The 24,784-nt window shown below is 70.5% G+C and carries 22 protein-coding genes and 1 riboswitch; of the genes, 11 read left to right on the top strand and 11 right to left on the bottom strand.

What is annotated here, in order from left to right; translation table 11 throughout:
* Positions 1–322 precede the first annotated feature (322 nt).
* The 3 genes from ACZ5ON_RS16965 to ACZ5ON_RS16955 are packed head-to-tail and all read right to left on the bottom strand — an operon-like array spanning position 323 to position 3,572.
* Entirely contained in the window at positions 323–1,411 is a 1,089-nt protein-coding gene (locus tag ACZ5ON_RS16965; protein ID WP_465592367.1) for a threonine aldolase family protein, read from the bottom strand.
* Positions 1,408–2,154 carry an SDR family NAD(P)-dependent oxidoreductase gene (locus tag ACZ5ON_RS16960; RefSeq protein WP_465592332.1) on the bottom strand — a complete coding sequence of 249 codons (747 nt, stop codon included), beginning with the start codon at positions 2,152–2,154 and terminating at the stop codon, positions 1,408–1,410. The genes ACZ5ON_RS16965 and ACZ5ON_RS16960 overlap by 4 nt, the downstream gene beginning before the upstream one ends.
* The gene (locus tag ACZ5ON_RS16955) at positions 2,151–3,572 is read right to left on the bottom strand and encodes a DUF6421 family protein (RefSeq protein WP_465592329.1); all 1,422 of its coding nucleotides are present in this window, start codon (positions 3,570–3,572) and stop codon (positions 2,151–2,153) included. Before ACZ5ON_RS16955 ends, ACZ5ON_RS16960 begins: the two co-directional genes overlap by 4 nt.
* A 433-nt stretch (positions 3,573–4,005) precedes the next feature.
* On the opposite strand from ACZ5ON_RS16955, the gene ACZ5ON_RS16950 reads away from it, so the two are divergent.
* The 6 genes from ACZ5ON_RS16950 to ACZ5ON_RS16925 all read left to right on the top strand — a co-directional run bounded on the left by ACZ5ON_RS16950 (position 4,006) and on the right by ACZ5ON_RS16925 (position 9,580).
* Positions 4,006–4,908, top strand: a complete 903-nt coding sequence (locus ACZ5ON_RS16950) for an ABC transporter substrate-binding protein (RefSeq protein ID WP_465592326.1) — start codon at positions 4,006–4,008, stop codon at positions 4,906–4,908.
* Positions 4,905–5,804: an amino acid ABC transporter permease gene (locus tag ACZ5ON_RS16945; RefSeq protein WP_465592323.1), complete on the top strand. Its 900-nt coding sequence runs from the start codon at positions 4,905–4,907 to the stop codon at positions 5,802–5,804. The genes ACZ5ON_RS16950 and ACZ5ON_RS16945 overlap by 4 nt, the downstream gene beginning before the upstream one ends.
* Positions 5,801–6,556, top strand: a complete 756-nt coding sequence (locus tag ACZ5ON_RS16940; RefSeq protein ID WP_465592320.1) for an amino acid ABC transporter ATP-binding protein — start codon at positions 5,801–5,803, stop codon at positions 6,554–6,556. Before ACZ5ON_RS16945 ends, ACZ5ON_RS16940 begins: the two co-directional genes overlap by 4 nt.
* A 248-nt stretch (positions 6,557–6,804) precedes the next feature.
* Positions 6,805–7,380 carry a DUF5134 domain-containing protein gene (locus tag ACZ5ON_RS16935; protein ID WP_465592317.1) on the top strand — a complete coding sequence of 192 codons (576 nt, stop codon included), beginning with the start codon at positions 6,805–6,807 and terminating at the stop codon, positions 7,378–7,380.
* Positions 7,381–7,653: 273 nt separating this feature from the next.
* On the top strand, positions 7,654–8,610 hold the full coding sequence (locus tag ACZ5ON_RS16930) for a M56 family metallopeptidase (RefSeq protein WP_465592314.1): 957 nt from the start codon (positions 7,654–7,656) through the stop codon (positions 8,608–8,610).
* A 364-nt stretch (positions 8,611–8,974) separates the two neighbouring features.
* The gene (locus ACZ5ON_RS16925; protein ID WP_465592310.1) at positions 8,975–9,580 is read left to right on the top strand and encodes a TetR/AcrR family transcriptional regulator; all 606 of its coding nucleotides are present in this window, start codon (positions 8,975–8,977) and stop codon (positions 9,578–9,580) included.
* 127 nt (positions 9,581–9,707) lie between these two features.
* Here ACZ5ON_RS16925 and ACZ5ON_RS16920 read toward each other — a convergent pair whose 3' ends face one another.
* Positions 9,708–10,574, bottom strand: coding sequence for a helix-turn-helix domain-containing protein (locus tag ACZ5ON_RS16920; RefSeq protein ID WP_465592307.1), 867 nt, complete (start codon positions 10,572–10,574; stop codon positions 9,708–9,710).
* A 419-nt stretch (positions 10,575–10,993) separates the two neighbouring features.
* Here ACZ5ON_RS16920 and ACZ5ON_RS16915 point away from each other — a divergent pair, with 419 nt between their 5' ends.
* Positions 10,994–11,527 carry an ATP-binding protein gene (locus tag ACZ5ON_RS16915; RefSeq protein ID WP_465592304.1) on the top strand — a complete coding sequence of 178 codons (534 nt, stop codon included), beginning with the start codon at positions 10,994–10,996 and terminating at the stop codon, positions 11,525–11,527.
* Positions 11,528–11,965: 438 nt separating this feature from the next.
* On the opposite strand, the gene ACZ5ON_RS16910 is transcribed toward ACZ5ON_RS16915, so the two are convergent.
* Positions 11,966–12,202 (bottom strand): DUF397 domain-containing protein, encoded by a 237-nt coding sequence (locus tag ACZ5ON_RS16910; protein ID WP_465592364.1) that lies wholly within the window; start codon positions 12,200–12,202, stop codon positions 11,966–11,968.
* Between the two features lie 449 nt (positions 12,203–12,651).
* On the opposite strand from ACZ5ON_RS16910, the gene ACZ5ON_RS16905 reads away from it, so the two are divergent.
* From ACZ5ON_RS16905 to ACZ5ON_RS16895, 3 genes are all read left to right on the top strand, one after another.
* Complete coding sequence (locus tag ACZ5ON_RS16905) at positions 12,652–13,569, top strand: sirohydrochlorin chelatase (RefSeq protein ID WP_465592301.1); 918 nt, start codon at positions 12,652–12,654, stop codon at positions 13,567–13,569.
* 519 nt (positions 13,570–14,088) lie between these two features.
* Positions 14,089–14,261: riboswitch (cyclic di-AMP (ydaO/yuaA leader) on the top strand.
* On the top strand, positions 14,246–15,394 hold the full coding sequence (locus tag ACZ5ON_RS16900; RefSeq protein WP_465592298.1) for a transglycosylase family protein: 1,149 nt from the start codon (positions 14,246–14,248) through the stop codon (positions 15,392–15,394). (Overlaps the previous riboswitch by 16 nt.)
* A gap of 263 nt (positions 15,395–15,657) precedes the next feature.
* On the top strand, positions 15,658–15,861 hold the full coding sequence (locus ACZ5ON_RS16895) for a hypothetical protein (protein ID WP_465592295.1): 204 nt from the start codon (positions 15,658–15,660) through the stop codon (positions 15,859–15,861).
* A 7-nt stretch (positions 15,862–15,868) separates the two neighbouring features.
* Here ACZ5ON_RS16895 and ACZ5ON_RS16890 read toward each other — a convergent pair whose 3' ends face one another.
* The 6 genes from ACZ5ON_RS16890 to ACZ5ON_RS16865 all read right to left on the bottom strand — a co-directional run bounded on the left by ACZ5ON_RS16890 (position 15,869) and on the right by ACZ5ON_RS16865 (position 23,086).
* A complete protein-coding gene (locus tag ACZ5ON_RS16890; protein ID WP_465592292.1) occupies positions 15,869–16,435 on the bottom strand; it encodes a hypothetical protein in 567 nt (188 codons plus the stop codon).
* A 325-nt stretch (positions 16,436–16,760) separates the two neighbouring features.
* The gene (locus ACZ5ON_RS16885) at positions 16,761–17,804 is read right to left on the bottom strand and encodes a LacI family DNA-binding transcriptional regulator (RefSeq protein ID WP_465592289.1); all 1,044 of its coding nucleotides are present in this window, start codon (positions 17,802–17,804) and stop codon (positions 16,761–16,763) included.
* A gap of 1 nt (position 17,805) precedes the next feature.
* Entirely contained in the window at positions 17,806–19,545 is a 1,740-nt protein-coding gene (locus ACZ5ON_RS16880) for a glycoside hydrolase family 13 protein (protein ID WP_465592286.1), read from the bottom strand.
* Between the two features lie 75 nt (positions 19,546–19,620).
* Positions 19,621–20,523: a sugar ABC transporter permease gene (locus ACZ5ON_RS16875; protein WP_465592283.1), complete on the bottom strand. Its 903-nt coding sequence runs from the start codon at positions 20,521–20,523 to the stop codon at positions 19,621–19,623.
* A gap of 52 nt (positions 20,524–20,575) precedes the next feature.
* On the bottom strand, positions 20,576–21,568 hold the full coding sequence (locus ACZ5ON_RS16870; RefSeq protein WP_465592280.1) for a carbohydrate ABC transporter permease: 993 nt from the start codon (positions 21,566–21,568) through the stop codon (positions 20,576–20,578).
* A gap of 234 nt (positions 21,569–21,802) precedes the next feature.
* A complete protein-coding gene (locus ACZ5ON_RS16865; RefSeq protein WP_465592277.1) occupies positions 21,803–23,086 on the bottom strand; it encodes an extracellular solute-binding protein in 1,284 nt (427 codons plus the stop codon).
* A gap of 377 nt (positions 23,087–23,463) precedes the next feature.
* Between ACZ5ON_RS16865 and ACZ5ON_RS16860 the strand changes: the two genes are divergently transcribed.
* On the top strand, positions 23,464–24,663 hold the full coding sequence (locus ACZ5ON_RS16860) for a globin domain-containing protein (protein ID WP_465592361.1): 1,200 nt from the start codon (positions 23,464–23,466) through the stop codon (positions 24,661–24,663).
* Positions 24,664–24,784: the final 121 nt, after the last annotated feature.

The raw sequence follows: 24,784 nt of genomic DNA, 5'->3' as shown, positions 1-24,784 counted from the left end.
CCACGAACCACAAGGATCCGAGGCCGGGGATGTCAACATATCTGGCGTTGACTTTTGGCACGCTGTTGAGTTCTCAAGGAACGGACACTTCCTTCAGGCCGCCTTCCAGCGGACCCTCCGGGCGCTTCGTTCTTTCGTGTTTCCAGCTTATCAGATGCTTTCCGCTCCGTTTACCGGACCGAATTCCATCGGACTCGCTTTTCGCCGCCCCGCTCGGTGCGACTCCGGAACTCTACGGGTCCGGTCCCCGACAAGCAAATCGCCCCCGCCCGGAGCCCCCCACGGGTCCCGGACAGGGGCGACGACGAGCCTGGCCGCTTGGTCAGACCCGGCCCATCTCCTCCGCGATCGCTGCCGCGAAGGCGTCGATGTCGGCCTCGGTCGTGTCGAAAGCGGCCATCCAGCGCACCTCACCGGTGTGCTCGTCCCAGAAGTAGAAGCGGTAGCGCTTCTGCAGGCGCTCGCTGACCTCACGCGGGAGCACGGCGAAGACCGCGTTGGCCTCGACCGGCCGGACGACGGTCACACCGTCGATCCCGCGGACGGCGGCCTCGAGGCGCTTGGCCATCGCGTTGGCGTGGCCGGCATTGCGCAGCCAGAGGTCTCCGGTGAGCAGCGCCTCGAACTGGACCGAGACGAAACGCATCTTCGAGGCGAGTTGCATCGACATCTTGCGCAGGTACTTGATGTCGCGGACCCGGTCCGGGTTGAGGACGACGACGGCCTCACCGAAGAGCAGGCCGTTCTTGGTGCCGCCGAAGGACAGGACGTCGACGCCCGCGTCCGTGGTGAAGGCGCGGAACGGGAGGTCCAGCGAAGCGGCGGCGTTGGCCAGGCGCGAGCCGTCCATGTGGACGAGCATGCCGCGCTCGTGGGCGTGCTCGCAGATCGCCCGGACCTCCTCGGCGGTGTAGCAGGTGCCGAGCTCGGTGTTCTGGGTGATGGAGACGGCGAGCGGCTGGGCACGGTGCTCGTCGCCCCAGCCCCAGGCCTGCTGGTCGATCAGCTCGGGGGTGAGCTTGCCGTCCGGGGTGGGGATGGTGAGGAGCTTGATGCCCCCCATCTTCTCGGGGGCGCCGCACTCGTCCACGTTGATGTGGGCGGTCCCGGCGGCGATCACCGCGCCCCAGCGCGGGAGCAGGGCCTGCAGGGCCACGACGTTGGCGCCGGTGCCGTTGAAGACGGGGTACGCCTCGGCGCGGTCGCCGAAGTGCTTGCGGAAGACCGTCTGGAGGTGCTCGGTGTACTGGTCCTCGCCGTACGCGATCTGGTGGCCCTCGTTGGCCAGGGCTATCGCGGCGAGGATCTCGGGGTGCACCCCCGCGTAGTTGTCGCTCGCGAAACCGCGGACGGCGGGATCGTGCCGCCGTACCGCGTCCGTCGCGCCGGCGAAGACGCCGGTGGTGTTCATCGGGCTGTCAGCCACAGGTGCTGTCCGTTCAGTTCTGCTGCGGGGCGGTCCCAGAGGCCCGCCAGGGTGTCGGCCAGGTCGGCGGTGTCGGTGAAGCCGGCGAACTTCGCCTCCGGCTTCTCGGCACGCATCTCGGGGCTGACCAGGGCCTTGATCACCAGGATGGCAGCTGCGGCGGTGGGCTCGCCGTCGTCGGCGGTGCTCTCCTTCTTGAAGGAGTCGGCCATGGCCAGGGTCCAAGCCTCGGTGGCGGCCTTGGCTGCCGCGTAGGCGGCGCCGCCGGCGGTGGGCTTGTGGGCCGCGGCCGCGGAGACCATGGCGTACCGGCCGGCCGGGCTGCGGACCAGGGCGGGCTGGAAGGCCAGCGAGGTGTGCTGCAGGGTGCGCACCACGCGGTCGTGCAGGAAGTCCCAGTCGTCGATGCGGCTGTCGAAGAAGGTCTTGCTGCCGCGCCAGCCGCCGACCAGGTGGAGCAGGCCGTCGACGTGGCCGTGCTCGGCCTCCAGGTGGTCGGCCCAGTCGTGGACCTCCTGCGGGTCGAGCAGGTCTATCACCTGGCCGGTCACCTTGGCGCCGGGCACGGCGACACGGATGGACTCGACCAGCGAGTCGAGCCGCTGCTGGTCGATGTCGGCTGCGACGACCGTGGCGCCGTCGGCGGCCAGGCGGCGGACGACGGCCGGACCACCGAGGCCGCTGGCCCCGGCGACGGCGATGACCTTGCCCTCGAGTCGGGTGCTCACGCGGCGGCCCCCTGGATGCCGGCGCCGGTGATGCCCGCGGTGGCGGCGATCACACCGCTGAGCTTCTTGCTCAGGGCCTCGTAGAACATCGACAGCGGGAACTCGTCGGCCAGGACGGCGTCGCACAGCGCCTTGTTGAGGGCCTTGCCGTCGGCGATGTCGAGCGGCAGCGCCTCGGGGCCCTTGGCCCAGGTGGAGGCCGGGTGCGGGGTGAGGTAGCGGGAGACCAGCTGGTAGGCCGCGATCCAGTGGGCGGTCTTGGGCCGGTCGATGCCGTCGCGGTAGAGGGTCTCGATCTCGCCGCAGAGCTTGTTGGTGACCTCGGCGACGCGGGCCCAGTCGATGCTGAGGCGGTTGTCGCGCCAGCGGAGCGCGTCGTGCTTGTGCAGGTAGGCGAAGAGCAGCTGGCCGCCCATGCCGTCGTAGTTGCGCACCCGGTCGCCGCTGACCGGGAAGCGGAAGAGGCGGTCGAAGAGGATCGCGTACTGGACGTCGCGGCCCTGCGGGTAGCCCTCGCCCTCCAGGCGGACGGCCTCCTTGAAGGCTGTCAGGTCGCAGCGGAGCTCTTCGAGCCCGTACATCCAGAACGGGCTGCGCTGCTTGATCATGAACGGGTCGAAGGGCAGGTCGCCGTGGCTGTGGGTGCGGTCGTGGACCAGGTCCCACAGGACGAAGGTCTGCTGGGCGCGCTCCTGGTCGGTGAGCAGCTCCTGCGCGTCGGCCGGGATGTCCAGGCCGAGCAGCTCGACGGCGCTGGTGGAGACGGCGCGGAAGCGGGCGGCCTCGCGGTCGCAGAAGATGCCGCCCCAGGTGAAGCGCTCAGGTGCCTTGCGGACGGCCACGGTCTCGGGGAACAGCACGGCCGAGTTGGTGTCGTACCCGGCGGTGAAGTCGGTGAACGTGATCGGCACGAACATCGGGTTGTCGAACCGGGTGCGCTCGAGCTCGGCGAGCCACTCGGGCCAGACCACCTTGAGCAGGACGGCTTCGAGGTTGCGGTTCGGGTTGCCGTTCTGGGTGTACATCGGGAAGACCACGAGGTGCTCGAGGCCGTCGGCGCGCTGCGCGGCGGGCTGGAAGGCGAGCAGCGAGTCGAGGAAGTCGGGCTCGCGGTAGCCGGTGTCGGCCCACTTGCGCAGGTCGGCCTGGACCGCGATGAGGTACTCCGCGTCGTGCGGGAAGAGCGGGGCGAGCTCTTCGATTGCCCCGAGCACGGTGTCGATCAGCGGGTCGACCGTGTGGCGCTGGACGGCCGCGAGGTCGATGGAGCCGTCCTTCGACTGGAGCGGGCGCAGGGCCTCGACGGCGTCCTTGAGTCCCAGCCAGGCGGGATTGGCCGCGTGGCCGGTGGGCTCGGTGGTCGAGGTCGCTGCGGGAAGGTCGGCCGCTACAGCGAGCCTAGGCGAAAGATTCTGCATCTGAGACTCACTTCGACAGAAGTTATTTCGACACGGACACCATAGGTTCGAAAGGTTCTCCTGTTCAAGAGGGGGCGGCGGGGGAAGGATGCGAAGGTGCCGGCTGTCCGGCATCCGGACATCTGGCGAACGGCTGTGGACAGACGTCCCGGTGGGGTGCGAACCTCCCGCCATGCTCCCGGCGGATCTTGTGGCGTCCTGCCACCGCGACCTGCTCGGGGTGTGCTCCTGTCGCCGCGCGCACGACCGCTGCTGTCGCCGCTGAAGCCGGTCCGGGAGGCACCGCGGAGACGGTGCCGTACGCCGACCATGCCTCGCGCCCCGCAGCGCCGCCACCGGGAGCTTCCGGTGTGTTCACCGCGCGCGGTGGGCACCTTGTCCCGAGGGCACGCGTCCGTGATCCCGCTTCTTCGCCCTCTCCTGGAGTCCAGCCATGGTCCATGCCCTCGGCTCGCGTGCCGCCCGCCAGGCGCCGTTCGCCGCACTGCTCGTCGCGGCCTCGGTGCTCACCGCCTGCGCCCCGCAGGACGCGGGCGCCGGCGGCGCCTCCTCGGCCGCGGCCACCGCTCCGGCGGGAACGGCGGCCGGGCGCGCGAAGGGCGCGCTGGCGACCAGGAAGGCGGGCACGCTGACCGTCGGCACCGACAAGCCGGCGTACGCCCCCTGGTTCGACGACGACCGGCCGGAGAACGGGAACGGTTTCGAGTCCGCCGTGGCGTACGCCGTCGCGGACCGGCTCGGCTACCCCAAGGACAAGGTCAGCTGGGTGGTCAGCCCGTTCAACAAGGCCTTCGCGCCGGGCGCCAAGGACTTCGACTTCGACATCAACCAGGTCTCCATCAACGACGACCGCAGGAGGTCGGTGGACCTCTCCTCCGGCTACTACGACGTGCGGCAGGCGGTGGTGGCGCTGAAGAGCTCCAGGTTCGCGTCCGCCGCCGGCCTGGCCGGCCTCGAGGGCGCCAAGCTGGGCGCCCAGGTCGGCACCACGAGCCTGGCGAGCATCAACGACCTCATCAAGCCCAGCCAGGGGCCGGCCGCCTTCGACGACAACGATCTGGCGAAGGCAGCGCTGAAGAACGGTCAGATCGACGCGCTGGTGGTCGATCTGCCGACCGCCCTCTACATCACCGATGCCGAGATCACCGACGCGAAGGTGGTCGGGCAGCTGGAAGGCGGCAGCGGCGCCGAGCAGTTCGGCCTGGTGCTGGACAAGGGCAGCGCGCTGACCGGCTGCGTCAGCCGGGCGGTGGACGGGCTGCGCTCCGACGGCACGCTGGCCGTGCTGGAGAAGCGGTGGCTGTCCGACGCCGTCTCGGTACCGGTGCTCAAGTGACCGCCCGTACGGCGGCGGGCGAACTGTCCGACGGCGGCGGTGCGGACGAGCCGTACCGTCCGTCCGCCCGCCGACTGGCCCGTGAGGCGTACCACCGGCGGCGGGCCAGGAACTCGGCGCTGATCGCCGCGCTCAGCACGGCCGGCACCGCACTGGTGCTCTACCTGGTGGTGGTCAACTCGCCTGGCTGGCAACGCACTCGGGACACCTTCTTCAACGCGCACTACGCCTGGCAGGCACTGCCCGAGGTGCTCAGGGGCCTGCGGATCAACCTCGAACTGATGGCGGTCTGCGGGGTGTTGATCCTGGTTTTCGGCCTGCTGCTGGCGGTGCTGCGCACCCTGCGCGGGCCGGTCTTCCTGCCGGTGCGGCTGCTGGCCGCCGCGTACGTGGACTTCTTCCTCGGCCTGCCGATGATCATCTGCCTGTTGATCATGATCACCGGCGTGCCCGCACTACGGCTGACCGGGGTGACCACCGACCCGCTGCTGCTCGGCGGCGCGGCCCTGGTGCTCACCTACTCCGCGTACGTCTGCGAGGTGTTCCGCGCCGGGATCCAGTCGGTGCACCCCAGTCAGCGCGCCGCCGCCCGTTCGCTGGGCCTCAGCAACGCGCAGACGATGCGGTACGTGGTGCTTCCGCAGGCCGTCCGCCGGGTGGTGCCGCCACTGCTCAACAACCTGATCTCGCTGCAGAAGGACACCGGCTTGGTCTCCATCGGCGGTGTGATCGACGCGGTCTACGCTGCGAAGATCATCACCTCGCAGACCTTCAACTACACGCCCTACCTGGTCTCGGCACTGGTCTTCATCGTCCTGACCATCCCGATGACCCGGTTCACCGACTGGACGACGGCCCGGATGAACCGCCGCCGGCACCAGGGAGGAACGGCATGACCGAGCCCGTGCTCCGGCTGGAGGCCGTCCGCAAGAGCTTCGGCGGCCACCTGGTACTGCGCGACGTCGAACTCGCGGTACCCGCCCACTCGGTGACCGCGCTGATCGGCGCCTCCGGTTCCGGCAAGTCCACGCTGATGCGCTGCGCCAACCTGCTGGAGGAGATCGACGACGGCGCGATCTTCCTGGACGGCGAAGAGATCACCGACCCGCGCGCCGACCAGGACGGCGTCCGGCGCCGGATCGGCGTGGTCTTCCAGGCGTACAACCTCTTCCCGCACATGACCGTGCTGGACAACATCACCCTCGCCCCGCGCCGGGTGCACGGAGTGCGAAGGGTCGAGGCGGAGGACCGGGCGCGGGAACTGCTCGACCGGCTCGGCCTGGCCGCCAAGGCCGGGGAGTACCCCGACCGGCTCTCCGGCGGGCAGCAGCAACGGGTCGCCATCGTCCGGGCCCTGGCCACCGGGCCGCGGCTGCTGCTCCTGGACGAGATCACGGCGGCGCTGGACCCCGAACTCGTTGGTGAGGTGCTCGCGGTGGTCCGCGACCTCAAGGAGCAGGGCATGACCATGGTGCTCTCCACCCACGAGATGGGCTTCGCCCGCGAAGTCGCCGACCGGGTCTGCTTCCTGGACAACGGGGTCGTCCTCGAGCAGGGCCCGCCCGAGCAGGTCTTCGGCGACCCGCGGCAGGACCGCACCCGTCGGTTCCTCAGCCGCATCGTCGCCACCGGCCGCCTCGCGCCCTGACCCTCCGGGAACCCGGCTGGCGAGGGGAACCGCGCGAGCCGCGCTTCCCCTCGCCACCGACGAGTTGTCCGGCGAACCGCTCCGCACCATCCGGTGACCCGCGCGGTCTCCCGCGCTCCCGGGGGGGGGAGTTGCCCCGTGGGCCACAGGCCCGAACACCTCTATGCGCCCCCGCACGCGCCCTGCTACGCCCACCCCTGATCGGTGATCGTGGACGGGAACAACGTGATCGGCCGAGAGGTGCACCGATGCACGGACCCGCCCTCGTCACCTGGTTACTGGCTGCACTGGCCCTCGCGTCCAGCGGGTACTGCCTGGTCCGCCTGTGCGGACCAGCTCCGTCCTGCGCCGCTCAAGGCGGCACCAGCCGCCGCACCGGCCACCGGACCGAGGCCACTGAGGCGTTGATGGGCATCGGCATGGCAGGCATGGCCCTGCACCCGGGCGTTCTCTGGGGCTGGCTGTTCGCGCTGCTCGCCGCCGCCCAGGTGTTCGCGGCACTGCGCCGCGGCGGTCCGGCCCTCCGCGCGCACCGGCTGCACCACGGGATAGGCGCGCTCGCGATGACGTACATGGCGCTCGCCATGGCCGACGCGCCGGCGCACGACCACGCACACGCCCACCACGCCGCGCCGTCCGGACTGCCGCTTCTGAACGGCGCGTTGCTGCTCTACTTCGGCTGCTACGCACTCTGGAGCGGCAGCCGGCTGCTGACCGCAGGGACGGTTGTGGCAGCGGGCGGCACCGGGACGGCCGACGGCGTCTCCCGGGCCTGCCGGCTGGCCATGGGTGTCGGGATGTTCGCGATGCTGCTGTCGATGTGACGCCGGAAACGCCGCTCGTGCGGTGCATGCGGCTCGGCGGCACGGGCTTGGACTTTCGGCAGTTCCGGACTGTTGCCCGACCCCGCCCCAGCCGCCGGCAAGCCCCACCTGCCCCGAGGAGTCCACCCGCCGCCGCTGACAGGCGTTCAGCGCCGGCAGCCCAGTGGTGTTGGTCACCTGCGTGCCAAGGACGTTCCCCGAGGACTCGGCAGCGCATAGGTTGGGAGCAGCGCGATGCCGCGCTCCCGCGCGTCCTTGGGGGAGCATCTCGACATGACGGCCCTGCTCAGCCTGCTGCTGCTCGGAACACTGCTGGCCACCGTCGCTCCTGGGCGGCTGGCCCGGGCGCGCTGGGCCGAGCGAGAACCCGTGCTCGCCCTGTGGGCCTGGCAGTGCCTGGTGGTCGCCGTCCTGCTGTGCTGTGTGCTCGGCCTGCTGCTGGCCGCATCGGCCGCGCTGCCGGAACTGCGCGCACTGCTCTTCACGGGGGCACCGGGGGAGGTCGAGGCGGCGTACGGCCTGTCGGGATCGGAGGGCTGGGGACGGCTGTGCGCCGGGCTGCTGGCGCTCGGCGGGGTGTGGACGGCGGTCTCCTTCACCCGAGAGGTACGTGCCGCCCGTGCGCTGCGCGACCACCGGCATGCCGAACTCCGCCACCGGGCACCCGAGTTGCCCGCCGAACTGACCGCTGACCGGGCCAGGAGCGGCCGCGAGCGGCTGGTGGTACTGGAGAACGCGCGCCCCGAGGCGTGGTCCCTGCCGGGCCCCGGTGCCCAGCTGGTGGTGACCACGGGCGCCCTCCGGCAGCTGAGCGACCACGAGCTGGCCGCCGTGCTGAGCCACGAGCGCGGCCACGTCAGGGCCAGGCACCACTGGCTGGCCCAGTGCGCCGAGGCACTGGCCACCGGCTTCCCCGGGGTGGGGGTCTTCACCGCCTTCCGCGACCAGGTCGGGGAGCTGGTCGAACTGGCCGCGGACGACCGTGCGGCCCGCCGTCACGGCCGGGTGACCACGGCCCTCGCCCTGGTCGAACTCAATTCCGGCCGCGGGGTGTTCGGGTCCTGCCTGCCGCAGCAACTGGCCCAGTCACCGCGCCGGGTGGACCGTCTACTGGCCGGCGAACCGCGCCTGCCCGTCCACCACCGCCTGCGGCTGACCATCACCGCCCTCACGGCCCCGGCCGCCGTCGTCCTGCTGGCCGTCGCACCGGGACTGGCCACCCTGTTCTGACGCCCCGTCCCGACCGCCCCCGCGCCGCCCCACGGACGGCGATGCCCCGGCAGGTGGGATCAGGAACACCCGGTGTCCGCGTAATGACGCTCAGGACCGCTCATCAACGATCGCGCACGAACAGGAAGCGCTCCAACATCGAGCGAGTGCGGTGCGGTTGAGAGCCGACTCCACCAAACCCCCGTGTTGGTGGAGTCGGCTCGCCGTACGGGTCCGCCCGCTGGGAAGCAGCGGGGACGGTCCGGACACGGATCTCCCCGGGTTCGGGCACAGCGGACCTGGCCCCGCCAGTATATTGGCCGAGAGCCAGTCAACGTACGGAGCAGACACGATGGCACCTCGCGGGGAATCGGTCAACGAGGAGATGCGTGTGCGCTCCCGCCGGCGCATCATGCGGGCGACCATCGAGCTGGTGGACGAGAACGGATACGCCGGGACGACGCTCAGCGACATCGCCGCACGGGCCGGGCTCGCCCGGGGGCTGCTGTCGTACTACTTCGACGGCAAACGGCTGTTGATGCAGGCCGCCACCCACCGGCTGATGCACCTGGAGATCGCCGCGACACTGGCCGAACTACCTGCCGGCGCAGGCCCCGAGGCCCGGCTGGCGCGTGCCATCGACGCCGTGCTCGGCCTGGCGCTGGACCACCCGCGGGTGATGCGCTCGCATCTCGCGCTGATCCTCGATCCGGACGCCGGCACCTTCGTCCAGGATCCGGAGCAGCAGCGACTCGGGGCGATCCTGCGGGAGTTACTGCAGGACTGGGGCGCGGTGGATCCGGTCGCGGAGCACGCGGTGCTGCGCAGTGCGCTGATGGGCGGCTGCATCGGCGTGCTGCTGCCGGGTGCAGCACTGCCGTTGGCCCCGATCCGGGCCGACCTCTTCGCGCGCTACGGGCTCGCCTGGGAACTCGGCGTCCCGCCACAGCCGCAGGCCCCGCTCCCGCCCCAGCTGTCCGTCCGCGTCTGAGCATCCGCTCGGCGACCGGGGCGACGGGCCGCACCCGGCCGCGCGAGGGACCCGCTGCAGAGCGGTCGAAGTCCTATCCGTCCCCGTTCGCCGGGCACCTGCGCCCGGGAGCCGTTACGGGCCCGGTTCAGCTCTCGGCGAGGATCGACTTGAAGAGATCGATGGTCTGGTCGGGGGTCAGGCTGTCGACGCAGAGCCGTTCCATGACCTGGACGTAGGAGTCGACGTCGTCGCGCTTGTCGAGGTAGAGCGCGCTGGTGAGCTGTTCCAGGTAGACCACGTCGGCCAGGTCCTGTTCAGGGAAGCGCAGGATGCTGAACGCGCCGCTCTCGCCGGCGTGCGCCCCGAATCGGAACGGCATCACCTGGATCACCACGTTGGACGTCTCGGCCACGTCGATCAGGTACTGGACCTGGCGGCGCATCACACCGTGCCCGCCGACCGGGCGCCGCAGCGCGGCCTCGTCGATGACCGCCCACAGCCGGGGGCTCTGGCCTTCGGTGAGCAGCTTCTGGCGGCGCATCCGCAGGCTGAGCCGGCGTTCGAGCTCCTCATCGCTGAGTACGGGCCGGGTCTGCCCGAAGACGGCACGCGCGTACTCCTCGGACTGGAGCAGACCGGGGATGAACTGCACCTCGTACGTGCGGATCAGTGCGGCGGCCTCCTCCAGGCCGACGTACGTCTGGAACCAGCCGGGCAGCACATCGTTGTAACTGTGCCACCAGCCCGGCTTGTTGGCCTCGCGGACCAGGCCGAGCAACGCCTCCCGCTCGGCTCCGTCGTGCACACCGTAGAGGGTGAGCAGATCGGCCACGTCGCGTTCCTTGAAGCTGACCCGGCCGAGCTCCATGCGACTGATCTTCGACTCGGAAGCGCGGATCTGGTAGCCGGCATCCTCGCGGGTGATCCCGTGCCCCTCGCGCAGCCTGCGCAGTTGGGAGCCCAGGAGGATGCGGCGCACCATCGAACCACCGTTGGGCTGGACTGTGGTCATGCCGTCGAAACCTCCGCCTAGGGCAAACAGGGCACAGTCTGCCATCAGTTGAGCGCTCTGGGTGCCGGTACTGGCAGAACGATCTATCAGATCTATCACCGGATAGACCATCATGCACGTGCATCCGGCGCTTGCATATGCCAATAGTGCGACTGCACGTGAATCGACTCTTGCATCTGCAGTGAGCGCAGAGGACCATGGTGCACGTGCACCTGCACATCCCTGGCAATCCCGCGGGCTCCACGTCCGACCCCTCGCGCGACTCCGCACACCCACTCGGCCGCGTACCAGCACGGTCGGCCGCGCGTGCGCGCGTGTGGGCCGTCGAGGAGGCTGGCGCGCGGCCGAGCGAGTCGGAGGTGACCGGCATGACCCCCCTGGGTCCAGCCGTGTCCGCCCCCTTATGGGAGGAGCTCTTCATGGGCACCGGTACGGCTGTCCTGGCCGACCCCCACGTGGTCACCTGTACGCTCGCACCACGCTTCGAAGCCGTCAGGACCGCTCGCGAGTTCGCCAGATCGACCTTGACCGGCTGGGGCCTCGGTGAGCTGTTCGACGATGTCTCCCTGGTCGCCTCGGAGTTGGTGACCAACGCCCTTCGGCACGCCCTCGGCGCCCGCCGGGACGAGTGGTCCGCCATCACCCCCGGCCTGCCGCCGACTGGTGCGCCACAGGCCGCCGACGAGTCGCTGCCGATCCGAATAAGCCTGGTGCACCGCGCACCCCAGGTGGTCTGCGCGGTGAGCGACCCGAGCTGCGCCGGGCCGATCGCCCGCGAGCCCGACTTCGTCGCCGAGTCCGGCCGGGGGCTGCACCTGGTCGACTCCTTCAGTCGCTCCTGGGGTTGGCACCCGCTGGCCGGTGCGGGCAAGGTGGTCTGGGCCCTGTTCGAGGCCAAGGCTCAGCCCGAGCTGGCACTGGCACCCTCCGGTCGGCACCGCCGCTCCGCCTGAACCGCCCGGCCCGGCCGGTCGGGCCGAGCATCCCGGGGTGGGCCGCCGCTCCGCCGCCGCCCATCGCATCCGAGCGACCCGGCCACCCCTCAGCCGCCGGTCACATCCTCCGGGTTCACCACCCGATCTCGGGACCCGCCGCACATCCGGGCGGACGGCCACATCCACCGGCCCCGAGCCGCTCTCTCGCCGATCCCGCAGGTCTCCTGGCGGCAACCGCGGCCCAGCGGCAACCATGAACCGGCAGCGGCGGTGGACCGGTGCGAGCCCGCGGGCGGCCCCGAACCACTCGACGCTCGTCCTCCACTCCGCGCTCCTCCGAGCATCGCTGCGGGCCGCGACGGCCCGGACGGCCCCCGAATGCCCGCGAAGACGATGAAGGCCGTCGTGGCTGACGGTCCCACGACGGCCTGTAAGCGGCAGAGGGCTGACGGCGGTTCAGGCCGTCAGATGGTCGAACTCCCCGTCCTTCACGCCGAGCACCATCGCGGCGATCTCGGCCCGGGTGTATATCAGCGCCGGCCCCTCGGGGAAGCGCGAGTTGCGCATCGCCACCTCACCGCCCGGCAGAGCGGCGAACTCGACGCAGTTACCCTGCGAATTGCTGTGCCGGCTCTTCTGCCACACCACGCCTTCGAGGTCCGCAGCCGCCATGCCGTTGTACGTTTCCTGCATCTCCTGCACCGAATTCTCCCGACCTGCCGGGCTTACGCCCTACTTGACGCGATGATAGCTCCAGTGCACGTGCATCAGCACGGGACATTGCCCGTGCAGTCAAGCGTGTCGGAATGTGTGCCAACCACTCCACTTGATCCGGCTTTGACGGAACGTAAGTGGACATAGCCCAGCGAATCACAGTTCGCCCGATGACTGCCCGTACTGGGCTCGCGCCATCGTGTTGATCTTCGTGCGCCCGGCGCCGAACACCCACACCGCACCCCGGGATCACCTGTGAGGCACGTCACCCAGGACGGCAGCTGACTGCTTTTCGGTTGCGCGAAGCGACAGGTCGTCAGCAAGGATTGGGTAATTTGATGGCAATTGTCCCGATTTCGCGCGGGCTCGGTGCCCACTCTGGGGATCCGGATGCAGTCCTGCCTGCCGAATGTCTTACGATCTCCGCCATGAGCACCGCAGCCATCCCGGGCGCGCCACTGCCCGTCCGCACTCCAGGCTCCCGTGCGCGGGGGCGCCACCGCCGTCCCGAGCGCCCCGAGATCCCGGCCGGTTCCCCGGCACTGGTGCTTGCCGTCCCCGCCTCGGCCGGGCCCGAGGCGAGCCCGATAGTCGAGGAACTGCTCTCCATCGTGCGCGGCGAGCAGCCCGGCATCGAGACCGCGGCCGGCTACCTGACCGGCGAACAGGCCGACGCCGACACGACGGAGGACCTCGCGACCGGCGACGGCCAGGCCGCCCCGACCGTGGCCGAGGTACTCGCCCAGGCCGCCGAGGCGGGCATGCCCGCGCCGGTCGTGATTCCGCTACTGGCCGGTCCGCACGGCTTCCTGACCTCCCTGCACAAGCTGGCCGGGGAGACCGGGGCGACCGTCACCGATGTGCTCGGCCCGCACCCACTGCTGGCCGAGGCGGTGCACGTACGGCTCTCCGAGGCCGGCCTGGCCCGCGCCGACCGGGCGCGCCTGTTCGCCATCACCACTGCGGCGGACGGCGTGGTCCTGACCACCGTCGGCGGCGAGGAGTCCGCCGCGGCAGCCGGGATCACCGGCGTACTGCTGGCCGCCCGGCTCGCGGTACCCGTGGTGGCCGCCGCCCTGGACGCGCCGGGTTCGGTCGCCGCCGCGGTCGAGCACCTGAAGGCCACCGGCTCCCAGCGTCCCGCACTGGCCCCGCTGGTGATCGGCCCCGAGGCCGACCCCGAGCTGCTGGCCGCGGCAGCCGAGGAGACCGGCTGCCCGAGCGCAGCCCCGCTCGGCGCCTACCCGACCGTCGGTCAGCTGATCGCGTCCACCTACCTGGCCGCGCTCAACATCCCGGGCCCGGGTGAGGCCCCGGCCCCCGTCGCGGAGCAGCCCGCCGACTGAGCACCCGACAAGACCGTACGAGAGGCCCCCGCGAGGGGCCTCTCGGCGTTTCCGGGGCCCCCGCGGGTCCGCGCCCCGCTCGGCCCAGATCGAGCGGGGCGCGGGCTCCCGGGGCCGTAGGGCCGGAGCCGGGTGGCCAATTGGCGAACCTTGCATGACATTTGCCCCATTGGCTCACAACTCGGACATTTGCCACCGACCCCTCCGTGGGCCCCATTGACCCGGACCCCACTCCCCCTCGGGGGCTTTTCAGAACCTTCACAACCGGTCGCCCGAACCCCCGGGAATGCCACGGCATCACCTGAAAGGGGAGCAGATACCCACTCCGGCCGCACACCTGAAAGAGTCCCATCGGATTTCCTGGAAATGCCGGTGCGCATTCGATCTTGAATAATCCGCGAATAGCCTGTGAGGGAACTCACAGGTGTTTGCGGATTCAACTTAAGTCTGCTTAACGTGCTCTCCGTTCGTTGACACACGGACCCAGCTCTTCCGGAACGCCGAGTCCTGCCGCCGGAGCAGCTGGCACCGCAGAACGCACCGACGGCAGGGGCGGGGGAACCAGGTAAGTCGCCCGAGAGCCGGCCAGTATTCGGCCGGTTCCGGGCTAGGGGTGAAGCCGTGCGCAGCACGGCCGGGCAACTCCAGCCCGAATCCGACAGCTCACCTCGCAGGCGTGGGAGAGGAACGCACCTTCATGCTGCCCATCAACGCCAACAAGCGTGCCCGCCGTCTGATCGCCGCCACGGGTGTGGTCGGTCTCGGCCTGTCGATCCCCGCCCTCGCCGCCTCCGGTGCCTCCGCCGCTTCCGTCTCCACCTGGGACAAGGTCGCCCAGTGCGAGAGTGGCGGCAACTGGAGCATCAACACCGGCAACGGCTTCTACGGTGGCCTGCAGTTCACCGCCTCCACCTGGGCCGCCTTCGGTGGCACCCAGTACGCCCCGCAGGCCAACCTGGCGACCAAGGCGCAGCAGATCGCCGTCGCCGAAAAGGTCCTCGCCTCGCAGGGCCCCGGCGCCTGGCCGGTCTGCTCGGTCAAGGCCGGTCTGACCAAGGACAGCGCTCCTGCCCAGGTCGACACCTCCGCGCCTGCCGCCACCCCGGCGCCGGCCACCGCCCCGGCCACCCCGGCTCCGGCCGCCACGCCGAAGAGCGCCCCGACCGCCGCCCCGCAGGCCGCGAACGGCGCCAAGTACACCGTGGTGGCGGGCGACTGGCTGTCGTCCATCGCCACCAAGAACAACGTCGACGGCGGCTGGCAGAAGCTGTACGACCTCAACAAGTCGGTGCTGACCCAGGGTCCGGACATGATCTTCCCCGGCCAGCAGCTGGCGCTCGGCAGCACCTCGGCCGCCGCGCCGAAGCAGGACACCCAGAAGCCGGCTGCCAAGCCGAGCAGCTCCAGCACCCCGGCTCCGGCGCCGGCTCCGGCCAAGCCCGCCACCCCGGCTCCGGCCGCGACCGGCAGCAAGGCCGCCGCGGTCAACTTCGCGCTCTCCAAGGTCGGCCAGGCCTACGTCTACGGCGGCAGCAGCGACGGCGGCTGGGACTGCTCCGGTCTGACCCAGGCCGCCTACCGCCAGGCCGGCATCTCGCTGCCGCGCGTCGCCGCCGACCAGGCCGACGTCACCACCAAGGTGTCGCTGGACAACCTGCAGCCGGGCGACCTGCTGTTCTGGTCCAACAACGGCAGCAACTCGGGTGTCTACCACGTCGCCATCTACATCGGTGCCGGCAAGTACGTCGAGGCTGCCAACCCGAAGGCGGGCGTGAAGATCGAGACCATCGCCAACTACGCCCCGGACTTCGCCGGCCGCGTCTGACGGTCCCGGCTCTCCGCGTGAGGCCGCTGTCCCCGGTGCTCTGGTCGGCGCCGGGGACAGCGGCCTCACGGGATCCCGTGTGCACGGGGCGGCTCGGTCACACGGTTCCCGCCCACTCGTGGTCCCCCGCCCGCTCGTGGTTCCCCCGCCGCGGGCGGGCACCGCATCAGATGCTCGGAAAACCCGTGTGCCGCGCGGGCTGGTGGCTCGGTTCCCCACCCTCTAACGTCGGTTGCGCCTGCAGCCACGGGAAGGGGAACGCCATGACGAAGGTCACCGTCAGTCTCGACAGCGATCTGGCGATCGAGGCGATGCTGCTGTCCGGCACCAGGAGTCCGCAGGACGCGGTTGAGTTGACCGTCCGCGACTACCTGTCCACCGGCCGCCGTACCGAGGCGCGTACCGGCGACGCCGCCGACGCGCACCGGGTCGGCCAGGGGCGGCGGCCCGCCGCCGAGGAGGGCTGAGAGGCGGTCACCCGGCGCTGCCCGGTTCGTCTGCCGCACCCTCGCCGTGGTCCTTGCCGTTGCCCCTGCCCTTGCCGGGCTTCCTGCCACGGCCGGGCCAGCGTGCACGGGTGAAGACCATCAGTCCCACGAAGATCACCCCCGCGATGATCGCGCCGATCAGGGTCGAGCCGCGGAACCAGGGCGCCCGGACGTCCATCACCCGCTCTCCGGCGTGTGCTGCGCTGCCGCTGCCCGCCGCGATGCCGAGCGTCCAGAGGTTCGGCATCGCCAGCAGCAGGGCGAGCACCAACCAGGCCAGCGTCACCTTCCAGGGCCGCCGCCGGTGCAGGCCGGCCCACGCCGCCAGCAACGGCAGCAGGGTGAAGCAGATCCCGAAGACGAGCCCCAGCAGCAGTCCCGCGCTCAGGTGCCCGTTGACCATGTTGCCCACCCGCTGCGCCCACCAGCGCGGGATCGTCGCGGCCCAGGCGAAGTAGACGACCGCCCCGGCGACCAGCAGTCCGCCGCCGAGCAGCAACCGCCTGCGCCAGACCGGTGCCGCTGCGTTCTCCCCCGTCCGACCAGCTCTCATATCTCGATGCTGGCGACCGGCGGGCCCACTCGCAGCGCGAGCCGAGGCCCCCTGCCCGCCGGTGTCCGGCAGACGGGCCCAGCGGACGGTCGATGGCCCTCGGACCCGGCATTACTCCATCCAGGGGACGGTGCAGGCCCCAGTACGGGCACCGGCCCGTGACTGCGCACCAGAACGGGCACCGGCCCCGTGGCAGCGCGCACTTCCATGACGGCGCGCCCCTCGAACCCCGAAACGGCAGCGCGTCGGCCCGACGGGCAGAACCCGACGGACCGACGCGCGCCCGGGGCCTCACTACCTCCGGGTCTTCAGCCTTCCCAGCCCCTCAGTGCGCCCGGGCCCCGGTGGAGCCCCGCATCACCAGCTCCGGCTGGAACATGAACTCGGCACGCTGTCCGGGGTTCCCCCCGACCTCCTCCAGAAGCGCGTCCACCGCGGCCGTGGCCATCGCCTCGACCGGCTGACGGATGGTGGTCAGCGGCGGCTCGGTGAAAGCTATCAGTGGCGAGTCGTCGAAGCCGACCACCGAGATGTCCTGCGGGACCGAGAGACCGCGCTGGCGGACCGCGCGGATCGCGCCGAGCGCCATCATGTCGCTGCCGCAGACGATCGCGGTGCAGCCCTGGTCCAGCAGGGCGCCCGCGGCCGCGTGTCCACCCTCGACGCTGAACAGCGTGTGGTGGACCAGGGCTTCGGCCTCCTCCTCGGTCCTGCCGAGCAGTTCCCGGACGGCCGCGGTGAAGCCCTCGATCTTCCGCAGCACCGGGACGTACCGGCGCTGGCCAACCGCCAGTCCGATCCGCTCGTGGCCGAGCTCGACCAGGTGCTGCACGGCCATCCACATCGCGGCCCGGTCGTCCGGCGAGATGAACGGTGCGGAGATCTTCTCGCTGTAGCCGTTGATCAGCACGAACGGCACCTGGCGACCAGTCAGCTTGGCGTAGCGGTCGTGGTCGGCGGTGGTGTCGGCGTGCAGCCCGGAGACGAAGACGATGCCGGCCACGCCGCGGTCGACCAGCATCTCGACCAGTTCGTCCTCGGTGGACCCGCCCGGCGTCTGGGTGCACAGCACCGGGGTGTACCCGTGGCGGCTGAGCACCTGCTCGATCACCTGGGCCAGCGCGGGGAAGATCGGGTTGCTCAGCTCGGGGGTGATCAGACCGATCAGGCCCGCACTGCGTTGGCGCAGCCGGGTCGGCCGCTCGTAGCCGAGCACGTCGAGCGCCGCCAGCACGTTCTGCCGTGTGGTGGCGGAGACGCCCGCCTTGCCGTTGAGGACGCGGCTGACGGTGGCCTCACTGACCCCCGCCTGCGCCGCGATGTCCGAGAGTCGCGCCGTAGTCACGGTCCCGAAGCCTATTGCAACCATCTCAGACCGCCCACCACGTGGTGCTGTCCGGTTCCAGCACGGCCTGACCGCCGGTGACCTCGGTGCTCCCGACCGAGCTGAGCAGGACCCTGCCGGGGGCGGTGACGCTGACGGGTTCGCCGGTGGTGTTCACGGTGCACACGAAGGAGGTGCCCTCCTCGCCCGCCTCCGGCGAGGAGGGGCCCTCGGCGCTGTCCCGGCGGAAGGCCAGGGTGCCCTCGGGGCTGTCCAGCCAGGTCACCTCGCTGCCCGCGCCGAGCGCGGGCTGGGCCCTGCGGACGGCGAGGGCGGAGCGGTAGAGCTCCAGGGTGGAGGTCGGGTCCCCGGTCTGCGCCTCGACGCTGAGTTCGGCCCACTCGGCGGGCTGCGGCAGCCAGGACGGCCCGCCCGCCACCGGCCCGAAGCCGTAAGGGGCCTCGGTGCCGGACCACGGGATCGGCACCCGGCAGCCGTCGCGGAAGCCGTCCTGACCGGCCTGGCGGAAGAAGGACGGGTCCTGGCGGACCTCGTCGGGCAGGTCGGTGACGTCCGGCAGGCCGAGCTCCTCGCCCTGGTACAGGTAGGCGGAACCGGGCAGGGCGAGCATCAGCAGGGCGGCGGCACGGGCGCGGCGCAGGCCCAGTTCGCGGTCGCCGGGGGTGCGGATCTGGGTGCCGCCGGGCGGGTTGCCGAAGCGGGTGGCGTGCCGGGTGACGTCGTGGTTGGAGAGCACCCAGGTGGTGGGGGCGTCGACCGGGCGCATCGAGTCCAGCGAGAGGTCGACGACCTCGCGCAGTGCCGTGGCATCCCAGTAGGTGCTCAGGTACTGGAAGTTGAAGGCCTGGTGCAGCTCGTCGGAGCGGACGTAGTTGGCGGTGCGCTCGACGGTGGGGGTCCAGGCCTCGGCGACGCCGATCCGCTGGCCCGGGTACTCGTCGAGGATCTTCCGCCAGGAGCGGTAGATCTCGTGCACGCCGTCCTGGTCGAAGAACGGCATCACGTCGTTGCCGAGCAGCTTGAGCTGGTCGCCCGAGCCTATGTCCGGCAGTCCGTCGGCCTTGACCAGGCCGTGCGCCACGTCGATCCGGAAGCCGTCGACGCCCATGTCCAGCCAGAACCGCAGGATCGAGCGGAACTCGTCGGCGACGGCCGGGTTCTCCCAGTTGAAGTCGGGCTGCTCGGGGGCGAACAGGTGCAGGTACCAGTCGCCCGGGGTGCCGTCGGGGTTCTTCGTCCGGGTCCAGGCCGGGCCCCCGAAGATGGACTCCCAGTCGTTGGGCGGGAGTTCACCCGTCTCGCCCTTGCCGGGGCGGAAGTGGTAGCGGTCGCGCAGCGGGGAGGCAGGGCCCTCGCGCAGCGCGCGCTGGAACCACTCGTGCTGGTCCGAGGAGTGGTTGGGCACCAGGTCGACGATGATCCGCAGGCCCAGCTCGTGGGCGTCGCGGATCAGCGCGTCGGCGTCCAGCAGGGTGCCGAACATCGGGTCCACCGCGCGGTAGTCGGCCACGTCGTACCCGGCGTCGGCCTGCGGGGAGGCGTAGAACGGCGAGAGCCAGACCGCGTCCACGCCGAGGTCACGCAGGTACGGCAGGCGGCTGCGGATACCGGGCAGGTCGCCCATGCCGTCGCCGTTGGAGTCGGCGAAGCTGCGCGGGTACACCTGGTAGATGACCGCGTCACGCCACCAGCCTCTACTCTCACCGGCGTTCGCGGCGGTCGGCGCTGCGGCGGGCCGGGAGGTGTCGGCCAGGTTCTGGGTCATCGGACAAGTCATCCTTTGAGGAATCAGAGGAAACGGCTGCTGATCAGGCCGGGTGGCGATCAGGCCAGGTACGGATCAGGACTTCGCGGCACCGGCGGTCAGGCCGGTGACCAGGTGCTTCTGGACCAAGTAGAAGAACAGCGCGGCGGGCAGCGCGATCAGCACCGAGGTGGCGGCCATCAGGTGCCACTGCGCGTCGTGCTCGCTGATGTAGGTCTGCAGGCCCACCGCCAGCGTGTACTTGTCGGAGCTGAGCATGAAGGTCGAGGCGAACGGCACCTCGGCCCAGGCGGTGAGGAAGGAGTAGAACGCGGCGACGGCCAGGCCGGGACGGGCCAGCGGCATGATCAGCCGCCAGAACGTCCCGAACGGGGTGAGCCCGTCCACCCGGCCGGCCTCGTCGATCTCCACCGGGATGGTGTCGAAGTAGCCCTTCATCAGCCAGGCGCAGTACGGGACGATGGTGCCCGCGTAGGTGAGGATCAGGCCGAGGTAGTTGTCCAGCAGGTTGAGGCTGGACAGGATGGTGTACATAGGCACGATCACCACGGCGATCGGGAACATCTGGGTGAGCAGCAGGGTCCACATCAACTGGCGGTGGCCGGGGAAGCGCATCCGGGACACCGCGTAGCCGGTGGTGGCGGCGACCAGCACCGAGAAGACCGTGGTGCCGAGCGCGACCAGCAGCGAGTTGCCGAACCAGACGAGGAAGTCGGTGTGCTGCAGCACGAAGCCGTAGTTGCCCAGGCTCATCTTGCCGAGGATGTCGCCGGGGTGCAGGTAGTCGGTCTTGTCCGGGCCGAGCGAGATCCAGGCGATCCACAGCACCGGGAAGAGCGCCACCAGCGAAGCGACGGTGAGCAGCCCGTGCAGCAGTGCCGTGCGGAGCGGACCGCGCTCGCCGCGCGCCCTTCGGCGGGGCTCGGCGGCCGGCGCGGACTGCGCGGCACTGGTGGGGAGTTCGGTGGTGGCGCTCATTCGCTGGCCTGCCTCGTCGTGGTCGGTGGGGTGACTGCGCCGGTCCGCGGCATCACGCGTTCTCCTCGTTGCGGACCTGCCAGCGGCGGTAGAAGCTGGTGAAGACGACCAGGATGGAGAGCAGCAGCACCCCGTAGGTGGCCGACTCGGCGTAGGCGCGGGGCTGTTGGCCGAAGCCGAGGCGGTAGGCCCAGGTGACCAGGATCTGGGTGTCCGGCGAGCCGTCGCCCAGCAGCAGGAAGATGATCGCGAACTGGTTGAAGGTCCAGATCACGCCGAGCAGGATGACGGTGCTGCTGACGGTGCGCAGCCCGGGCAGGGTGACGTAGCGGAAGCGCTGCCAGGGGGTGGCGCCGTCCATCTCGGCCGCCTCGTAGAGCTCGGCCGGGATCGACTGCAGGCCGCCGAGCAGCGAGACCATCATGAACGGCACGCCGCACCAGGTGTTGACGATGACGACGGCGAACTTGGAGGCGAGCGGGTCGCTGAGCCAGGACGGCTGTGGCAGGTGCAGGAAGCCGAGGAAGCTGTTGACCACTCCGCTGTCGGAGAGCATCAGCCGCCAGGAGAAGACCGTGACGAAGGTGGGCACGGCCCAGGGCAGGATCAGCAGCATCCGGTAGGCGAGGCGGCCGCGCAGCTTCTGGTTCAGCAGCATGGCGAGGCCGAGGCCCAGGGTGTAGTGCAGGGCGACGCAGAAGACGGTCCACAGGACCGTCCAGATGAAGTGCGACCAGAACCGGTCGTAGGACCCGGGACCCCAGAGCACGTCGGCGTAGTTGTGCAGCCCGACGAAGTTGAAGCTGTCCGGGATGTGGTTGACGCCGATCTGCCGGCCCACGTTGAGGCTGTTGGCGTCGGTGAGGGTCAGGTAGATGCCCCGCCCCAGCGGGTAGCCGACCAGTACGCCGAGCACGATGATCACCGGTGCGACCATCGCATAGGCGTACCAGTGCTTGCTGTACGAGAGCTTCAGGCGCTGGAGCAGGCCGGGCCGCGGCTCGCGGCTGCGCTGGCTGGGAGCGCCCTGCACGGCGACTGCCATCAATCCTCTTTTCGGGGAACCACCGACCTCAGCCGGTTGGAATACGTATCCTGGCCGCCTGTCGTCAGGCAGCGGTCAGGGCTTGACCGCCATGAGCCGGCTCCGGTCAGTGAGTGGGAAGCTCTCGGCTCAGCCAGGGCGGAGTCACCTTTGACACCTTCTCGGACAGGTGTCGCAGAGCCCAGTGGCCGCCCGGCCTACCACCGGTGGTGGTGGGCCGGGCGGCTGCTGGCGTTACTTGCTGAAGCCGGGGAGCAGCTTGGCGAAGTCGGTGGCGGCGGTGTCCAGGCCGGCCTGGGTGCTGGCCTGGTCCTGGGCGACCTTGGTCAGGTCGGTGCCGAGCGGGGCGAACATCGAGCTGTACTCGGGAAGTTCGGGGCGCGGCTGGGCGACCGGGAGGACGGCCTGGAAGCCGGCGATGCCGGGGTCGGCCTTGACGTCGGCGGTGTAGGCGTCGGCGCGGGTCGGCAGGGTGGAGTTCTTCTGCGCGAGGAAGGTCTGGCTCTCGGCGGAAGTCAGGAAGGCGGCCAGCTTCTCGGCGGCCTCCTGGTGGGCCTTGTCGGAGCCGGCGTAGACCGAGACGTTGTGGCCGCCGGTCGGGGCGCCGGCCTTGCCGGAGGAGCCGGCCGGGACGGGGGCGATGCCGAGGTTCTTCTTGTCGGTGAAGGCGGCGCCCTTGTAGATGTTGGTGATCTCCCAGGGGCCCTGGATGATCATCGCGGCCTTGCCGTTGTTGAACGCGTCCATCATGTGCGCGTACGAGTCGGTGGTCACGTCGGCCTTGACGGTGCCGGGCGAGGTGAACATCGACTTGTAGGTGTCGATCGCCTTGACGGCCTCGGGCGAGTTGATGGTGATCTTCTTGTTGGCGGCGTCCACCAGGTTGGTGCCCTCGCCGTAGAGGAACGGCATCGCGTAGTAGCCGTCACCGGCCCGCATGAACAGGCCGTCCACGCCGGCCTTGTCCTTGATCTGGGCGGCGTCGGCCTTCAGCTCGTCCCAGGTGGTGGGGGCCTTGTCGATGCCCGCCTTGGCGAAGATCTCCTTGTTGTAGAGCAGGCCGAGGGTGTCGGTGACCAGCGGCACGCCGTACAGCTTGCCCTCGTAGGTGGCCTGCTTGACCAGGCTGGGCTGGAAGGCGGAGACGTCCTTGGCGGCGGCGGTGCCGTCCAGCGGCGCCAGGAAGCCGGCCTTGGCGAAGGCGGCGGTCCAGCCGACCTCGGAGCGGAAGACGTCCGGCGCGCCCTTGGCGCCCATCGCGGTCTGCAGCTTGTTCTGCGCCTGGTCGAACGGCACGTTGACGAAGTTGACCTTGATGTCGGGGTTCGCGGTCTGGAACTTGTCGACCAGCGCCTGGTAGTTCGGTGCCTCGTTGGTGGCGTTGGAGGTGTCCCAGTAGGTGATGGTCACCGGGCCGTCGGCCTTGCCGTCCGAACCGGAACCGCCGCTGCTGCCGCACGCAGCAGTCGTGACCGCGAGGGCCGCGATGAGGGCGGAGGCCGCGATGCCACGCCGCATGAGAACTCCTAGAAGGTGGGGGTGCCCGAGTTGGTGGGGGGAGCACGCATAATGGCTGTCCCGTGCCGACTGCGCCGTTGCGGCCGTCGGGCTTGGGCAGGAACGTAACAGGCGCGCAATCGCCAACGAAAGTCCTTGCAGCAAGTTTCTGCAACATCTTGCGATCGTTACGCCCGCGTGTCCTCCGCGTTGCCGCAAGGTAGTCGACCCATGGCCGCTCTCTTAGCAATTGTCCGATTTGCAGGGCATCTTCCGGCCCGTGTGCAGCTTCACAAGACCCCAAACGGCATCCGCCTGCATTTAAAAGGATGATCCTCCTATATATTGATGGCACTGCCGAACGCAGCCAGATCCGTCAGACCGTGTTGGAGGAACCCGTGCTCTCCCCCGAATCGACCGCGATCGTCCGCGCCACCCTCCCCGCCATCGGGGCCGCCATCGGCGAGATCACCTCGTTGTTCTACGGCCGGATGTTCGCCGACCACCCCGAGCTGGAGCGCGACCTCTTCAACCGCGGCAACCAGGCCGCCGGCGAGCAGCCCAAGGCGCTGGCCGGAGCCGTCGCCGGCTACGCGACCATGCTGGTCGAGCAGCCGGAGGTGCGTCCGGCCGCGATGCTGGCCCGGATCGCCCACAAGCACGTCTCGCTGGGCATCACCGAGGACCAGTACAAGATCGTGCACAAGCACCTCTTCGCCGCGATCGTCGAGGTGCTCGGCGCCGCCGTCACCCCCGAGGTGGCCGCTGCCTGGGACGAGGTCTACTGGCTGATGGCCGGTGAACTCATCGCCCTGGAAGCCAAGTTGTACGCCGAGGCGGGCGTGGCCCCGGGCGAGACCTGGCGCCCGGTCACCGTGGTCGCCCGCACCCAGGAGTCCCGCGACGCCGTCTCCTTCACCCTCCGCCCGGCCGACGGCAGCCCCGCCCCCGACTTCCGGCCCGGCCAGTACGTCAGCGTCGCCGTCCACCTGGCCGACGGCGCACGGCAGATCCGCCAGTACAGCCTGTCCGCCGCCCCCGGCGGCAGCCACTGGCGGATCACCGTGAAGCGGGTGCACGGCGGGGACACCCCGGACGGCGAGCTCTCCAACTGGCTGCACGCCAACGTCCAGCCCGGCGACCAGCTCACCGTCTCGCTCCCGTTCGGCGACCTCACCCTGGCCGAGGGCACCGAGCCGCTGCTGCTCGCCTCCGCAGGGATCGGCTGCACCCCGATGATCGGCATGCTCGACCACCTGGTGGCCACCGGCTCCACCCGCCCGGTCACCGTGGTGCACGGCGACCGCTCCCCCGCCGACCACGCCCACGCCGAGCAGCTGCGCACCCTCGTCGCCGCCCTGCCCGGCGCCGAGCTGCACCGCTGGTACCAGCAGCCGGCCGAGGACGACGCCCAGGCTCGGACCGGCCTGGTCGACCTGGCGCAGATCGACGTGCCGGAGGGTGTGCGCGCCTACCTGTGCGGACCGCTGCCCTTCATGCGCGCGACCCGGGCCGAACTGCTGCGGCGCGGCGTCCCGGCCCAGTCGGTCCACTACGAGGTCTTCGGCCCCGACCTCTGGCTGGCCTCCGGCAACTGAACCGGCTCGCGACGGGCAGCACCCCGCTGGCACGGGGTGCTGCCCGTCCGGCATGTTCGTGACCGACCGCCCGGCGCGCTCATGATCAGCCGCCCCGCCCCGCCGCGCTGCGGCCTCCGCG

It is taken from the genome of Kitasatospora sp. NPDC032150, from assembly GCF_055579945.1.
The sequence above is the reverse complement of the archived record's forward strand: the minus strand, read 5'-3'. Positions and strand labels throughout refer to the sequence as shown.